Raw genomic sequence first — 14783 nt, forward strand, 5'->3', positions numbered from 1 at the left:
AAACAAAGAGATAGATTGGTTTTGCGTTTCCGTGAAACGATGGAACGCTCTATAGGCGGATAGCGGTTGCCGGCACAGTACCACATAAGTAAGCTTACACTTACCAATTTCCGAAACTACGCGGCGCTGACGATCGATCTGGCGCCAGGTGCCGTGGTTTTTTCCGGCGACAACGGCGCCGGCAAGACCAATCTCCTCGAAGCAATCTCCCTTTTGACACCGGGGCGTGGTTTGCGCCGCGCCCCTTACGTGGATGTCGCACGCGAGGGCGGCGACGGCGGCTTTGCATTACATGCCCGGCTCGACGGACCTGATGGCCAGGTCGAGATCGGAACAGGCATTTCCGGCGGCGACACCGCCGGCGAAGGCGGCAGGCGGGTGCGCATCAACGGAGCGTCGGCGCGCTCGGCCGAGGACATGCTGGAATGGCTGCGCGTGGTGTGGCTGACGCCAGCCATGGACGCGTTGTTCACCGGACCGGCCGCGGATCGCCGGCGATTTCTCGATCGGCTCGTGCTGGCGATCGATCCCGGGCACGGGCAACGTGCGATCGACTACGAGAAGGCGATGCGCGGTCGTAACCGTCTGCTTACCGAAAACTCCCGGGACGACCGCTGGTTCGACGCTATCGAGACGCAGATGGCCGAAACCGGCGTGGCGATAGCCGCGGCGCGGGCCGAAATGGTGCGCCTGCTCGCCACCATGATCGACAGGCTGCCCGACACGGGACCATTTCCGCGGGCCGATATCGGCCTTTCGGGCGATCTGGAAGCCGAAATCGCCGCCGCGCCGGCGGTCGATGTCGAGGAACGCTTCCGTCGGACGCTTGCCGAGGGCCGTGAGCGCGATCGCGCCGCCGGGCGCACCCTCGACGGCCCGCACCGTTCGGATCTGGTGGTTCGGCACCGCCCCAAGGCGATGCCGGCCGAACTCTGCTCGACCGGCGAGCAGAAGGCACTGCTGGTCGGCATCGTGCTGTCGCATGCAAGGCTGACCGGCGAAATGTCGGGCATGACGCCGATCCTGCTGCTCGACGAGATCGCCGCGCATCTCGACAGCCGGCGGCGCGCGGCGCTGTTCTCCATCCTGGAGGAACTGAACTGCCAGGCGTTCATGACAGGAACCGATGCTGCGCTGTTTTCCAGTCTCCAGGGGCGCGCGCAATTCCTGACTGTCGACCATGGGACGGTTGGGCCAACCGAAGACCCCTGACAAGGTTTTTCCGTCCCTGTATGATCAGGCAATGACCACTGCCGCCCTGACCGCAGACGAGATCGAACGCTATGCCCGCCACATCGTGCTGCCGGAGATCGGCGGCGCCGGCCAGCAAAGGCTGAAACAAGCCCGGGTGCTGGTCATCGGCGCTGGCGGACTGGGCGCGCCGGTGCTTGAATATCTTGCCGCCGCCGGCGTCGGCACACTCGGCGTGGTCGATGACGACACCGTTTCGCTGTCCAACCTGCAGCGCCAGGTCATTCACGGTACCGACACTGTCGGCCTGCTGAAGACCGAGAGCGCCAAGGCGGCAATCGCTCGCATCAATCCCAACACCACAGTCGAACCGCATACGTTCCGGCTGACCACGGACAATGCGCCCGCCCTCGTCGCCCGCTATGACATCGTCGTCGACGGTTCCGACAATTTCGAAACGCGCTATGCCGTGGCCGATGCCTGCGCGAGCGAAGGCAAGCCGTTGGTGCATGCCGCCGTCGGACGCTTCGATGGTTCGGTAACGGTGCTGAAGCCATTCGAAGACGCCAAGGACGGCAAGCCCAACCCAAGCTATCGTGATCTGTTTCCCGAGGCGCCACCGCCGGGCCTGGTGCCGTCCTGTGCCGAAGCCGGCGTGCTTGGCGCGCTGACCGGCGTCGTCGGAACGCTGCAGGCGATGGAGGCGATCAAGCTGATCACCGGCATTGGCGAGCCGCTGGTCGGCCGGCTGCTGCTCTATGATGCGCTGGCAGCGCGCTTCGACACCATCCGCTACAAGAGAAGCTGAATTCTTGGACCGGAACGAAGCTGTCTCCATCACGCGAATCCCGGTCGATTTCGACCGGTGGGACGATGTGCTCGCACTGATCATGCGTGCCTTCGCCTCGATGGACGGCATCATCGACCCGCCCTCCTCGGCCCACCTTTTGACCGCCGACAGCCTGCGGGACAAAGCGCGGCAGGGGACCGGCTTCGTGGCGCTCAAGGGCGACAGAATCGTCGGCTGCGTCTTTGCCCTTGAAAAAGTGACAGAGTTTTATGTCGGCAAGCTCGCCGTCCCGCCGGACTGCCAGGGACAAGGCATCGGCCGGCGGCTGATGCAGGCGGTCGAAGACCTTGCTCGCAGCCGCGGCAAGGCCGCCATCGAGCTTCAGACACGAATCGAGCTGACCGCAAACCATGCCGCCTTTGCCCGCCTAGGCTTTCACGAGACCGAACGGACGGCGCATGAGGGCTATGCCAGGCCGACCTCGATCACCATGCGCAAACCTATTCCGTAAGATTTATCTTACGTTTCCTGAGCCCCGGATGTTGCGCCGCGATAGCGTCAGGTCCGCAGCGGCAGCACGCGATCCGGCGGGCGGTGGCCGTCGACGAAGGCACGGATATTGATGATGACCTTCTCGCCCATATCGATGCGGCCCTCGAGCGTCGCCGAGCCCATATGCGGCAAAAGCACGACCTTGTTCTTGGCGGCGAGCTTCAGCAGCTTGCTGTTCAAAGCCGGCTCATGCTCGTAGACGTCGAGGCCGGCCCCGGCGATCTTGCCGTCTTGAATCAGCTTGACCAGCGCTTCCTCGTCGATGATGTCGCCGCGCGCGGTGTTGACGACATAGGCGGTGGGCTGCAGCAGCGCCAGCCGCCGCGCTGAAAGCAGATGGAAGGTTGCCGGCGTCGAGGGACAGTTGACCGAGATGATATCCATGCGGGCCAGCATCTGGTCGAGGCTTTCCCAATACGTCGCCTCCAGCCCGTCCTCCACGGCCGGCAGCACGCGGTGGCGGTTGTGGTAGTGGATCGACAGGCCGAAGGCCTTGGCCCGTCTGGCGACGGCGGTGCCGATTCGCCCCATGCCGACAATGCCGAGCCGCTTGCCCCAGATGCGCCGGCCCAGCATCCAGGTCGGAGACCAGCCGGCCCATTTCTTGTCACCGGTGAGCACATTGGCGCCTTCCGCCAGCCGCCGCGGCACCGCCAGCATCAGTGCCATGGTCATGTCGGCGGTGTCCTCGGTCAGGACATTCGGCGTGTTGGTGACGGTGATGCCCCTCTTGGCCGCGGCCGCGACATCGATCTTGTCGACGCCATTGCCGAAGTTGGCGATCAGCTTGAGGTTGTCGCCGGCCTGGGCGATCAGTGCGGCGTCGATCTGGTCGGTTACCGTCGGCACCAGCACGTCGGCCTCCTTGACCGCCGCGACCAGTTCCGGCTGCGTCATCGGCCGGTCCTCGACATTCAGCCTTGCGTCGAACAACTCGCGCATGCGGGTCTCGACCGGGTCGGGCAGCTTTCGCGTGATGACGACGAGAGGCTTCTTTTTGCCTGCCATTGTTTCCCTCCCGAGTACTTGCCGCAATTCCGAACGCAAAACCGCATCACACTTTTGCTGGAATTGCTTCTAACCCGATCTCGTTGAGACCTCTTTAACCAAGACCGGCGAAACTGAAAGCCGGTCGCGGTGCCGATTACTCCCTGTAACAAGCGGTGCCGCCGAAGACAAAGAAAAAGGGGCGCCGAGGCCGATGGGCAAGCGCCGAAAGGAATGAAAGTGTCTGGTTTCGCGTCGCTTCGCCTGACCCTCAGCGCAGCATTTCTCGGCGCTCTGCTTTATTCTCCGCTTGCCGTGGCGCAGAGTGCCGCTGCACCTGCCCAGGGCGTCGTCACGCTTGGTCCGAGTGGCCTGCCGCTGCCGCGCTTCGTCAGCCTGAAATCCGGCCGCGTCAACTCGCGCGTCGGTCCCGGGGCCAACTACTCGGTCGACTGGATGTATATGAAGGCCGGCCTGCCGATGGAGATCATCCAGGAATTCGACACATGGCGCCGCGTGCGCGATGCCGATGGTTCGGAAGGCTGGATCAACCAGTCGCTGCTGTCCGGCCGGCGCACGGCAATCGTTGCTCCGTGGCAGCGCGGCAAGGGTGCCCAGATCAACCTTCTCAACAGCCCCAACAAGGACGCAAGGGTGGTCGCGATGGTCGAGCCGGGCGTCATGGGCACGATCAAATCCTGCGACGGCCAGTGGTGCGAAATGACATTCGATGGCCACACAGGCTGGCTTGCCCAGTCGATCGTCTGGGGCGCCTATCCCGGCGAACGGGTCAAGGACTGATTCTTGACCCAGAATCTTAACCCCGATCCTTCACGGCCCGGTTGGGTGTGTTGAAATTCAGGTCAGCCTAGCGCCCGATACGGCCGAGATGGGTGTCCTGAAAGCCGGTTGGCAGCTTCAGGCCATAGGCCAGCGCACGGTCGATGGCGATGTGCGCGATCCAGATCAGCGCAACCGCCATCGCGGCCGCATTGCCCCACATGTGCCCGCCGAGCAGCAACAGCACGGGCACGGTAGGGGGCCTCGCCGATCATTCGCGGCGTTTGGGGCGCAGCCTCACCACGATATCGACATTGGCGATCTCCATCCCTTCCGGCGGCTCCGGCAGGTTGGCGACCGTCACCGGACCACTGTCGATGTCGAATATGCGGTTTTCGCCTTCGATGTAGAAATGGTGGTGGTCGGAGGTGTTGGTGTCGAAATAGGTTTTCGCGCCCTCCACGGCGAGGATGCGCAAAAGTCCCGCCTGGGTAAACTGGTGAAGGGCATTGTAGACGGTGGCCAGCGACACAGGCACGCCGGCGGCAACCGCCTCCTCGTGCAGTTCCTCGGCCGACAGATGCCGGTCGCCCTTGGCGAAAAGCAGATCGGCCAGCGCAATGCGCTGACGCGTCGGCCTCAGGCCAGCTTCACGGACCCGCTTGTCCACAGCGACATTTTCCTTCCGGCCGTCCAGGTCCATCTTCTCGTCGAACCCCACAGTTCCGCCCCAAGACACGCCCAGAATGGCAAAAAGACACGCCCAGAATGGCAAAAAAATGAACGTCTGCCGAAACCGGACCTCTCAGGACATATATTCTGTCGTCCGAATGCGATCAATAGCGCGCATTGACCCAGGCAGACGAGCAGGCTAAGCGCAAACGCCGGTTTCCGGCCTGAAACAGATTGTGTTAGGAAACCAACGACAAAAGGGCACCCGATAGCCCGGAACGATATGGGGATGAGATTGATGGCGGGTAAATCCAGCTACGAGTACGACGAATTGCTGGCCTGCGCCCGCGGCGAACTGTTCGGACCGGGCAACGCCCAGCTTCCCTATCCGCCGATGCTGATGTTCGACCGCATCACCGAGATCAGCGAGACGGGCGGCGCCTTCGAGAAGGGTTTCATCCGCGCGGAGTTCGACATCAAGCCGGACCTGTGGTTCTTTGGCTGCCATTTCATCGGCAATCCGATCATGCCGGGGTGCCTCGGCCTCGACGCCATGTGGCAATTGACGGGCTTCTATCTTGGCTGGCTGGGCGAACCCGGCAAGGGGATGGCGCTGTCGACCGGTGAAGTGAAATTCAAGGGCATGGTCACGCCCTCGGTGAAGAAGGTCGAATATGGCATCGACTTCAAGCGCGTGATGCGGGGCCGGCTGGTGCTCGGCATCGCCGATGGCTGGCTGAAGGCGGATGGCGAACCCATATACGCGGCAACGGATTTGAAAGTCGGTCTGTCCAAGCAGTCGGCGGTTGGCTGACCGGCATCCCTGGCCAGCTCTCTGGCCAGCACCCCTGGAAGGAGTTGCGAATGAGACGTGTCGTAGTCACAGGCATCGGCATTGTGTCGTCGATCGGCAACAATGCCAACGAGGTGCAGACCTCTCTGCATGACGCCAGATCCGGCATCAGCTTCTCCGATTCCTTCGCCGAACACGGCTTCCGCTGCCAGGTCTGGGGAGCGCCGACGCTCGATCCATCGGCCATGATCGACCGCCGTGCGATGCGCTTCCTGAGCCAGGGGGCTGCCTGGAACCATGTCGCCATGGATCAGGCGATCGCGGATGCGGGCCTCGGCGAGAGCGACATCACCAATGAGCGCACCGGCATCGTCATGGGATCGGGCGGGCCATCCACCCGCACCATCGTCGAAGCTGCCGAAACGACTCTGAAGAACGGCAGTCCCAAGCGCATCGGTCCGTTCGCGGTGCCGAAGGCAATGTCGTCGACCGCATCGGCGACGCTTGCCACCTGGTTCAAGATCCACGGCGTCAACTACTCGATCTCGTCGGCCTGTTCGACCTCGGCGCATTGCATCGGCAATGGCTATGAATTGATCCAGTGGGGCAAGCAGGACATCATCTTTGCCGGCGGCCACGAGGATCTCGACTGGACGATGTCGGACCTGTTCGACGCCATGGGCGCCATGTCGTCGAAATTCAACGACAACGCATCGACCGCTTCCCGCGCCTATGACGCCAATCGCGACGGCTTCGTCATCGCCGGCGGCGCCGGGGTGCTGGTGCTGGAAGAGCTTGAGCATGCCAAAGCGCGCGGCGCGAAAATCTATGCCGAGATCGTTGGCTATGGCGCGACGTCGGATGGTCACGACATGGTTGCCCCTTCAGGCGAGGGCGCGGTCCGCTGCATGCGCCAGGCGCTGGCCACGGTTTCCACACCGGTCGACTACATCAACACCCATGGTACCTCGACGCCGGTGGGAGATTCCAAGGAAATGGGAGCGATCCGCGAGGTGTTCGGCTCAGAGATGCCGTATATCACCTCGACGAAGTCGCTGACCGGCCATTCGCTGGGCGCGGCCGGCGTGCAGGAATCCATCTATTCGATCCTGATGATGCAGGGCGGCTTCATCGGCGAAAGCGCCCATATCGAGACCCTCGACCCCGAATTCGAGGGCATGCCGATCGTGCGAAAGCGCATCGACGACGCCAGGATCGACACTGTCCTGTCCAATTCGTTCGGCTTCGGCGGCACCAACGCCACGCTCGTTTTCCAGCGCTATTCCGCATAAGGATTTGCCGGCCATGGACGGATTGATGAAGGGCAAGCGCGGGCTTGTCATGGGTGTCGCCAACGATCACTCGATCGCCTGGGGCATCGCCCGGAAATTAGCCGAACATGGCGCGGAACTCGCCTTCACCTATCAGGGCGATGCGTTCGGGCGCCGGGTCAGGCCGCTGGCCGACAAGCTCGGCGCCTCGCTGGTCGTGCCGTGCGACGTCGAGGACAGCGATTCTGTCGCGGCTACGTTCGAGACTCTGGGCAAGGAATGGGGCGGGCTGGATTTCGTCGTCCACGCCATTGGCTTTTCCGACAAGAACGAGCTGAAAGGCCTCTACGCCGAGACCAGCCGGGACAATTTCGTCCGCACCATGGTGATCTCCTGCTACTCCTTCACCGAGGTCGCCCGCCATGCGGCCACCTTGATGAAGGACGGCGGATCGATGATCACGCTGACCTATGCGGGGTCGGTCCGCGTCATGCCGAACTACAATGTCATGGGCGTCGCCAAGGCAGGGCTGGAGGCGAGTGTCCGGTATCTTGCGAACGACTACGGTCCGCGCGCCATCAGGGTGAACGGCATATCGGCTGGACCGGTGCGCACGCTTGCCGGCGCCGGCATTTCCGATGCGCGCCACATGTTTTCCTACCAGCAGCGAAACTCGCCGCTGCGCCGCACGGTGACCATCGACGAGGTCGGCGGCTCGGCGCTTTATCTGTTGTCGGATCTGTCTTCCGGGGTTACCGGCGAAATCCACTATGTCGATTCCGGCTATCACATCGTTTCCATGCCGACGCTCGACGAATTGAAGCAGACCGACGGCGCACGAGACTAACGCCTGCCGCCCAAAGATGCGCGGCGGTTTTATTGGCGACATTTGAAGACACGAAGCTTAGGCGCGCCAGTTGAATCCGTTTCAGCGCCATGCGCGTTGATCCGCTCAAGAAATACTTTCGGTCCAATAAAATTGGATTCATTCGCGGAAACTCATTTTAAGGAGATATCCGCTAGAAAGCCCCGTACTCAGGGGAACTTTCAATGCTCGCCGTCAGCAACCCGAAGCGAACACCGGTGTTCCGACTGCTCACCATAGCGAGTTCGGGTCTCGGCAGTTTCGTCCTCGGGCTCTGGGGCCTGAAGCTCGGTCTCGGCGATGGTTTTGCCGGCATCTCCGCGGACTTGATGGTCCCGGTGATGGCCGCTCTTTGCGCACTGGCGGCGTCGGTCGCCGCGATGTCCTTCTTCGCCGGCGTCGATGAATCGGCGGATTTCGTCTTCACGGAAACCCATTTCGACAAGCTGACCGGCCTGGTGGCACGCCCGGCGATGGTCGGCAAGATTGCCGAGGCGGCATGCGCGACCAGCCGGACCGGCGAGCCGATGTTCCTCATCGATATCGACATCGACCGCTTCAAGCAGATCAATGACGCCATCGGCTACAGCCAGGGCGACGAGTTGATCCGCGCCTTCACCAAGCGCTTGAAGACGTGCGTGCCACCGCGCGCGCTGATCGGACGCATCGGCGCCGGTGAATTCGCGATCCTGCTCCCTGACAACCAGGTCTCAGGGTCCTTGGAAAGCACCATAGAGAGGCTCATCGACGAGATGATGGAGCCCTATGATCTCGGTACGCACCTGCAATCGGTCAGCCTGTCGGTCGGCATCGTGGCGATGCCAAAGGACGGCGTCGATCCGGTCCTCATCCTGCGCCGCTCTAATCTGGCGCTGCAGAACGCGCGCGCCAGCGGCGTCGGCAACTGGTCGGTCTTCCATGCCGAAATGGGCAGGGTCGCCGACCATCGCCAATGGATCGAATCCGAACTGCACATAGCCTTCGAACGTGGTGACTTCGACCTTCATTACCAGCCGCAGCTCGATCTCCCGACCGGCCGCATCGTCGGGTATGAAGCGCTTATCCGCTGGCGGCATCCGGAACGCGGCATGATCCCGCCGATGGAGTTCATTCCGATCGCCGAGGAAACCGGCATGATCGGCCCGATCGGCGAATGGGTGCTGCGCAAAGCCTGCAGCGACGCCCGGCATCTGCCCGACGACTGCTTCGTCGCCGTCAACATCTCGCCCGTCCAGTTCATGACCAAGGACTTTGTCGGCATCGTGCGCGACGCCATGACGAGCACCGGCATCAAGCCGTCGCGGCTGGAGCTGGAAGTGACCGAGACGGCGATGATGCAGGACCGCGACCGCGCCGCCGCCATCCTGAAGGAGCTCGCGGATATGGGCATCTCGGTCGCCGTCGACGATTTCGGCACCGGCTATTCCAATTTGAGCTACCTGATCGATTTCTCGTTCGGCAAGCTGAAGATCGACCGGTCCTTCGTCAGCCGCCTCGACACCGATTCCAGCTCGGGTGCGGTCGTCTCGACCATCGTCGGGCTGTCGCGCGCGCTCGGCGTCAGCATCATTGCCGAAGGCGTCGAGACCGAAAGCCAGGCGACGCTGCTCAGGGCAGCCGGCTGCGAGGTGGTGCAAGGCTACCTGTACGGCAGGCCGGCCCCCCTCAGGATCAGGGTCGGCGACGTGCATGTCACCGATGAGGTCCGACGCGTCGCCAATCTGCATTGAACGCGGTGCATTGTATCAACGACGAGCGACAAGCACCTTGAACATGCCGTCGCGGGCGAGTTCGGCATGGCCCGAAAAAGCGGCCGCCAGGATCGGCTCATAGGGAAGCTGGCGGTTGGCGACCATGAACAGCCGCCCACCTGGTTTCAAGGCCTTGGCCGCCGCGCGGATCATGCCGGCGCCGATCTCCGGCTCGGCCGCCCGGCTGCGGTGAAAGGGCGGGTTCATGGCGATCGCGTCGTAGCGCTTCTCGACCGGTTCCTTCAGCAGATCGATCCAGAAGAAATTCCTGGCGATCGACTGGCCGACCCCTGCCAGATGGAGCTTTGCGGCTTCGAGCGAGGCGAAATCGGCCTCATAGAGGTCGAGCGCTGAAATGCCCGGTGAGCGGACGGCGATCTCGGCAGCCAGATACCCCCAGCCGGCGCAGAAATCGGCAATGTTGCCACGCAGATCATTGGGCAGGTTCTCGACCAGCAATTTCGAGCCGGTATCGATCCGGTCGAAGGAAAACATGCCGGGCGCGGTGCGGAACCGGTTTTCAACCAGCAGAGCGGGATTGGCGGCGCGCAGTTCTTCCGCGGCGGCGAGGTCGGCGGGACGGCGTAACCAGAAGGCGATGCCGTGATATTTTGGCAGATGGCCCTCCAGCGGCACAAGTTCGTCAACGCGCTTGCGCAGGCTGGCAATGCCATCGTCCTTGCCGCCGCCAACGACGACCAAGCCGCCCGGCGCCACACGCTCAAGCGCCTCCGCGAGGCGCACTTCGTTCAGACCCCGATGCCGGCCGGCAAGCACAAGTGCCATATCGAAGCCATCGCCTTCCACTTGCGCGGTGACGGCGCAGCCAGACGCCTGCAGCGCGCTAAAATGCGGCCGGAAGCCCTGCACGAGGTGAAGCGTCGCCTCGAAGCCTTCAGGCAGGCGAAAACCCGGCTCAGCGCCGAGAAACAGGGCGCGCGTGCCCTTTCCCGGCAAAGAAACAGCCTCGGCCTCGAAGGGATGGAAAAGCGTCTTCAACGGCTCGGCGGACATTGTTCGATCTCGACTTGTCTGGGCGATTTGAAAGTGAAAACCGGGGCTGAAATGAAAACGGGCGCGACATAAGCCGCGCCCGCTTCAATTCATGAACTCAAGACGTTCAGGCGGCGTTTTCTTCGCCTTCGGTCTTCTTGTCGCGGGCGAGTTCCTTGCCGGTGGCCTGGTCGACGACCTTCATCGACAGGCGGACCTTGCCGCGCTCGTCGAAGCCCATCAGCTTGACCCAGACCTTGTCGCCTTCCTTGACCACGTCCGAGGTCTTGGCGACCCGGTCGTTGGCAAGCTGCGAGATGTGGACGAGGCCGTCACGCGGACCGAAGAAGTTGACGAAAGCGCCGAAATCCGCGGTCTTGACGACCGTACCTTCGTATATCTCGCCGACTTCCGGCTCGGCGACGATGGTGTGGATCCACTTCTTCGCCGCCTCGATCTCCTTGGCGTTGGACGAAGCGATCTTGACCGTGCCGTCGTCCTCGATGTTGATCTTGGCGCCGGTCTTTTCGACGATCTCGCGGATCACCTTGCCGCCCGAGCCGATCACGTCACGGATCTTGTCGGTCGGGATGTGCATCACTTCGATGCGCGGTGCGAACTCACCCAGTTCCGAACGCGCGCCGGTCAGAGCATGCGCCATCTCGCCGAGGATGTGCTGGCGGCCATCCTTGGCCTGGTCCAGCGCGATCTTCATGATCTCCTCGGTGATGCCTTCGATCTTGATATCCATCTGCAGCGAGGTGATGCCGTTCGCGGTGCCGGCGACCTTGAAGTCCATGTCGCCGAGGTGATCCTCATCACCAAGGATGTCGGACAGAACGGCGAAACGCTCGCCTTCCTTGATCAGGCCCATGGCGATACCAGCGACCGGCTTTGCCAGCGGCACGCCGGCATCCATCAGCGCCAGCGAGGTGCCGCAGACGGTGGCCATCGACGACGAGCCGTTGGACTCGGTGATCTCCGAGACGACGCGCAGCGTGTAGGGGAACTGGTCGGCACTCGGCAGCATCGGGCGAATGGCGCGCCAGGCGAGCTTGCCATGGCCGATTTCGCGACGGCCCGGCGAACCCATGCGGCCGGTCTCGCCGACGGAGTAGGGAGGGAAGTTGTAGTGAAGGAGGAACTTCTCCTTGTACATGCCGGTCAGCGAATCGACATACTGCTCGTCCTCGCCGGTGCCGAGCGTGGCAACGACCAGCGCCTGGGTCTCGCCGCGGGTGAACAGCGCCGAACCGTGGGTGCGCGGCAGGACGCCGACTTCGGAAACGATCTTGCGGACCGTCTTGAGGTCACGGCCATCGATGCGCGAGCCGGTGTCGAGAATGTTCCAGCGCACGACCTTGGCTTGGAGTTCCTTGAAAACCGAACCGATCTGCTCGGAGGTGTACTTGGCGTCTTCGCCTTCGGCCGGGGCGAACGCTGCCTTGACCTTCGCCTTGACGGCGTCGACGGCGGCGTAGCGCTTCTGCTTGTCGACGTTCTTGTAGGCATTGCTGAGTTCGTCGCCGACGATCTTCAGCATCTCGGCTTCAAGCGCGGAATAGTCCGGCGCGGTGAAGTCGCGCGGCTCCTTGGCGGCGACTTCGGCCAGCTTGATGATGGCGTCGATGACCGGCTGGAAACCCTTGTGGCCGAACATGACGGCGCCGAGCATCAGCTCTTCGCCCAATTCCTTGGCCTCGGACTCAACCATCAGCACGGCGTCGGTGGTGCCGGCGACGATCAGGTCGAGCTTCGATTCCTGCATCTCGTCGACATGCGGGTTGAGCACGTATTCGCCGTTGATATAGCCAACGCGGGCGCCGCCGATCGGGCCCATGAAGGGCACGCCCGAGAGCGTCAGGGCAGCCGAGGTGGCGACGATCGACAGGATGTCGGGATCGTTCTCGAGGTCATGCTGGACGACGGTGACGACGATCTGCGTGTCGTTCTTGTAGCCGGAGGCGAAGAGCGGGCGGATCGGGCGGTCGATGAGGCGGGAAACCAGCGTTTCCTTCTCGCTCGGACGGCCTTCACGCTTGAAATAGCCACCCGGGATCTTGCCGGCGGCGTAAGTCTTTTCCTGGTAGTTGACGGTCAGCGGGAAGAAATCGAGGCCGGGCTTCGGCTCCTTCATCGAAACAACGGTGGCGAGAACCTTGGTCTCGCCGTAGGTGGCGAGCACCGCGCCGTCAGCCTGGCGTGCGATCTTGCCGGTTTCGAGGATGAGCGGACGGCCGCCCCATTCGATTTCCACTTTGTGGTGATTGAACATGTCTTGTCCTTAAATATGAGGAAAGGGCCGCGCCGTTTCACGGTGCGCGGATGCCCTTTCCCTGGCTTCCTTTCTCGGGCAGCCACGGGCAAGACAACGGGAAGCTCGGGTGATTTCGGCGCACTGCGCGCGCGAGCGTCCTGCAATCCTGCCCCATGACCGTCCATGGGCGGTTTCGAGTGCCCTCTGCACGATCGAAACCGGGTCTGGCCAGTCGATACGACTGGCAGAATGCGCGACCGGCGGGCTCTCCTTCGAAAGCCCGCCGGTCAATTCGTCAACGACGCAGACCGAGCTTCTCGATCAGCGTCTGGTAGCGCGCGTCGTCCTTGCGCTTGAGATAATCAAGCAGGCTGCGGCGCTGGGAGACGAGAGCAAGCAGACCACGGCGGGAATGGTTATCCTTCTTGTGGTCCTTGAAATGGTCGGTCAGGTTCTTGATGCGCTCGGAAAGGATGGCCACCTGGACTTCCGGAGACCCGGTATCGCCCTTGGCGGTTGCGAATTCACCCATCAATTCCTGTTTGCGCTCGGCAGTAATCGACATCGTGTTTTTCCTTATCTGTTTGAGGAAACGGGTCGCCCTCAGCCGGGATGTCGTCCAGCAGGGGCCGGTGCAAGCAAAGCGTCATAGCGCTATGCTGCGGCGCATATAGTGCAATTCCCCGGAAAACACCAGCCCAATTCACAAGCCGGCTTTTCTGGCCGGAATGGCAGGTTTATCCTTGTCAAAGCCATTTCTTCCATTTGAAGAAGGCAACGAGCCCAACCGCGACGAGGGCCATAAAGCCAAGCGCCGCCGGGTAGCCGTAATAGGCCCGCAACTCCGGCATATTCCATGGCGAGCTTTCCGGGTCGAAGTTCATGCCCCATACGCCGACCAGGAAGGTAAGCGGCATGAAGACACCCGAGACGATCGTCAGGTAGCCGATAACCTCGTTGGTACGCGCCTGGCTCAGCGACAGGTGCATCTCGATCAGGCCGGTCAGCATGTCGCGCTGGGTTTCGACCAGTTCGATCAGCCGCAGCGCATGGTCGAGCGTGTCGTTGAGGAAGATCTTGGTCTCGGCCTTCACATAGGGCACGTCGTTGCGGATCAGCGTCGCCAGCGCATCGCGCATCGGCCAAAGCACGCCTTTCAGCACGTTGGCGTCGCGCCGCAATTCATGCAGTTGCCGCATCTGATGCTTGTGCGGCGAATGCAGCATCTCGTCCTCGATGCTGTCGACCGTGTCGCCGGCGGCCTCGATCGGCGGAAAGTAGCTGTCGACGATGGCGTCGATCAGCGCATAGGCGAGGTAATCGGCGCCGCGGGCGCGCAGCCGGTTGGGCGCCGAACTTTCGATGCGCTTGCGCACCGGATCGAACGGGTCGCCTTCACGCTCCTGGAAGGTGACGACGAAGTTGCTGCCGAAGAAGACGGCGATCTGCTCATAGCGATGCGAGGTGACATCGTCGATCATCCTGACGACGACGAAAGCGTGATCCTCGAAGAAGTCGACCTTCGGCCGCTGGCCGGTGTTGACGACGTCCTCCAGCGCCAGCGGATGCAGGCTGAAAATGCGGCCGATCTCCTCGATCAGCGGGATGTTGGCGAGGCCGGTGCAGTCGAGCCAGAGGACCGGCCATTTGTCGCAATGGGTGTTGAGGTCGTCGATGCTGGCGTTTTCGATGGTCTTGAATTTTTCGGGCGAGATCAGCGTCAGCCTGAGTTCGCTGCGCCGCGCCGAGGGGTCGGCGATCAGCGTGCCAGGCGACGCACCGACCGGCGGCCGCCGCATCTTCACCGGCGCCCGTTTGTTCACCGCTTCAGCCTTTGCCATGTGCCCCTCGAACGTAGAGTCGAACTGAAGTTAGACGAGA

14 protein-coding genes and 1 pseudogene are annotated in these 14783 nt (G+C 62.6%); 8 read left to right on the forward strand and 7 right to left on the reverse strand.

Translation table 11 applies throughout. The features are described 5' to 3' along the window. The first annotated feature begins 66 nt into the window (after positions 1-66). From recF to EOB80_RS11695, 3 genes are read left to right on the forward strand one after another with little or no spacing between them, the layout of a single operon-like run. Positions 67-1212, forward strand: coding sequence for a DNA replication/repair protein RecF (gene recF / locus EOB80_RS11685; protein WP_127327704.1), 1146 nt, complete (start codon positions 67-69; stop codon positions 1210-1212). A gap of 31 nt (positions 1213-1243) precedes the next feature. Beyond that, a complete protein-coding gene (locus EOB80_RS11690) occupies positions 1244-1999 on the forward strand; it encodes a molybdopterin-synthase adenylyltransferase MoeB (protein WP_127327705.1) in 756 nt (251 codons plus the stop codon). Between the two features lie 4 nt (positions 2000-2003). Next, positions 2004-2492 carry a GNAT family N-acetyltransferase gene (locus tag EOB80_RS11695; RefSeq protein WP_127327706.1) on the forward strand — a complete coding sequence of 163 codons (489 nt, stop codon included), beginning with the start codon at positions 2004-2006 and terminating at the stop codon, positions 2490-2492. A 47-nt stretch (positions 2493-2539) separates the two neighbouring features. On the opposite strand, the gene EOB80_RS11700 is transcribed toward EOB80_RS11695, so the two are convergent. Then, the gene (locus EOB80_RS11700; RefSeq protein WP_023811391.1) at positions 2540-3541 is read right to left on the reverse strand and encodes a D-glycerate dehydrogenase; all 1002 of its coding nucleotides are present in this window, start codon (positions 3539-3541) and stop codon (positions 2540-2542) included. Positions 3542-3760: 219 nt separating this feature from the next. Here EOB80_RS11700 and EOB80_RS11705 point away from each other — a divergent pair, with 219 nt between their 5' ends. Continuing rightward, positions 3761-4321 (forward strand): SH3 domain-containing protein, encoded by a 561-nt coding sequence (locus tag EOB80_RS11705; RefSeq protein ID WP_127267923.1) that lies wholly within the window; start codon positions 3761-3763, stop codon positions 4319-4321. Between the two features lie 67 nt (positions 4322-4388). Here EOB80_RS11705 and EOB80_RS11710 read toward each other — a convergent pair. After that, positions 4389-4553, reverse strand: a pseudogene (locus EOB80_RS11710) (DUF4260 family protein); the annotation flags it as partial. Positions 4554-4571: 18 nt separating this feature from the next. Continuing rightward, positions 4572-5003 carry an iron response transcriptional regulator IrrA gene (gene irrA, locus EOB80_RS11715; RefSeq protein ID WP_024503471.1) on the reverse strand — a complete coding sequence of 144 codons (432 nt, stop codon included), beginning with the start codon at positions 5001-5003 and terminating at the stop codon, positions 4572-4574. A 267-nt stretch (positions 5004-5270) separates the two neighbouring features. On the opposite strand from irrA, the gene fabA reads away from it, so the two are divergent. The 4 genes from fabA (at position 5271) to EOB80_RS11735 (ending at position 9631) form a co-directional block, all read left to right on the forward strand. Then, positions 5271-5786 carry a 3-hydroxyacyl-[acyl-carrier-protein] dehydratase FabA gene (gene fabA / locus EOB80_RS11720; protein WP_127327707.1) on the forward strand — a complete coding sequence of 172 codons (516 nt, stop codon included), beginning with the start codon at positions 5271-5273 and terminating at the stop codon, positions 5784-5786. A gap of 50 nt (positions 5787-5836) precedes the next feature. Then, the gene (gene fabB / locus EOB80_RS11725) at positions 5837-7057 is read left to right on the forward strand and encodes a beta-ketoacyl-ACP synthase I (protein ID WP_127327708.1); all 1221 of its coding nucleotides are present in this window, start codon (positions 5837-5839) and stop codon (positions 7055-7057) included. A gap of 13 nt (positions 7058-7070) precedes the next feature. Next, a complete protein-coding gene (gene fabI, locus EOB80_RS11730; RefSeq protein WP_127327709.1) occupies positions 7071-7883 on the forward strand; it encodes an enoyl-ACP reductase FabI in 813 nt (270 codons plus the stop codon). 203 nt (positions 7884-8086) lie between these two features. Further along, complete coding sequence (locus EOB80_RS11735) at positions 8087-9631, forward strand: bifunctional diguanylate cyclase/phosphodiesterase (RefSeq protein ID WP_127327710.1); 1545 nt, start codon at positions 8087-8089, stop codon at positions 9629-9631. Positions 9632-9646: 15 nt separating this feature from the next. Here the strand turns inward: EOB80_RS11735 and EOB80_RS11740 are convergent, their stop codons facing one another. The 4 genes from EOB80_RS11740 to corA form a co-directional block, all read right to left on the reverse strand. Then, positions 9647-10666 (reverse strand): class I SAM-dependent methyltransferase, encoded by a 1020-nt coding sequence (locus tag EOB80_RS11740; RefSeq protein ID WP_127327711.1) that lies wholly within the window; start codon positions 10664-10666, stop codon positions 9647-9649. A 106-nt stretch (positions 10667-10772) separates the two neighbouring features. Continuing rightward, positions 10773-12920, reverse strand: a complete 2148-nt coding sequence (gene pnp, locus EOB80_RS11745) for a polyribonucleotide nucleotidyltransferase (RefSeq protein ID WP_127318977.1) — start codon at positions 12918-12920, stop codon at positions 10773-10775. Positions 12921-13197: 277 nt separating this feature from the next. Further along, complete coding sequence (gene rpsO, locus EOB80_RS11750; RefSeq protein WP_269470859.1) at positions 13198-13509, reverse strand: 30S ribosomal protein S15; 312 nt, start codon at positions 13507-13509, stop codon at positions 13198-13200. A gap of 139 nt (positions 13510-13648) precedes the next feature. Then, positions 13649-14743: a magnesium/cobalt transporter CorA gene (gene corA / locus EOB80_RS11755; RefSeq protein WP_127327712.1), complete on the reverse strand. Its 1095-nt coding sequence runs from the start codon at positions 14741-14743 to the stop codon at positions 13649-13651. Positions 14744-14783 lie beyond the last annotated feature (40 nt).

Origin of the sequence: Mesorhizobium sp. M7A.F.Ca.MR.245.00.0.0 (genome assembly GCF_003997415.1) — a bacterium.
In the GTDB taxonomy this organism is placed as follows: Bacteria; Pseudomonadota; Alphaproteobacteria; order Rhizobiales; family Rhizobiaceae; genus Mesorhizobium.

Coding starts and splice junctions, on each gene's coding strand:
- EOB80_RS11690 (WP_127327705.1), top strand. CDS start 1,244: ATGACCACTGCCGCCCTGACCGCAGACGAGATCGAACGCTATGCCCGC.
- EOB80_RS11700 (WP_023811391.1), bottom strand. CDS start 3,541: ATGGCAGGCAAAAAGAAGCCTCTCGTCGTCATCACGCGAAAGCTGCCC.
- irrA (WP_024503471.1), bottom strand. CDS start 5,003: ATGGACCTGGACGGCCGGAAGGAAAATGTCGCTGTGGACAAGCGGGTC.
- fabA (WP_127327707.1), top strand. CDS start 5,271: ATGGCGGGTAAATCCAGCTACGAGTACGACGAATTGCTGGCCTGCGCC.
- fabB (WP_127327708.1), top strand. CDS start 5,837: ATGAGACGTGTCGTAGTCACAGGCATCGGCATTGTGTCGTCGATCGGC.
- fabI (WP_127327709.1), top strand. CDS start 7,071: ATGGACGGATTGATGAAGGGCAAGCGCGGGCTTGTCATGGGTGTCGCC.
- EOB80_RS11735 (WP_127327710.1), top strand. CDS start 8,087: ATGCTCGCCGTCAGCAACCCGAAGCGAACACCGGTGTTCCGACTGCTC.
- EOB80_RS11740 (WP_127327711.1), bottom strand. CDS start 10,666: ATGTCCGCCGAGCCGTTGAAGACGCTTTTCCATCCCTTCGAGGCCGAG.
- pnp (WP_127318977.1), bottom strand. CDS start 12,920: ATGTTCAATCACCACAAAGTGGAAATCGAATGGGGCGGCCGTCCGCTC.
- corA (WP_127327712.1), bottom strand. CDS start 14,743: ATGGCAAAGGCTGAAGCGGTGAACAAACGGGCGCCGGTGAAGATGCGG.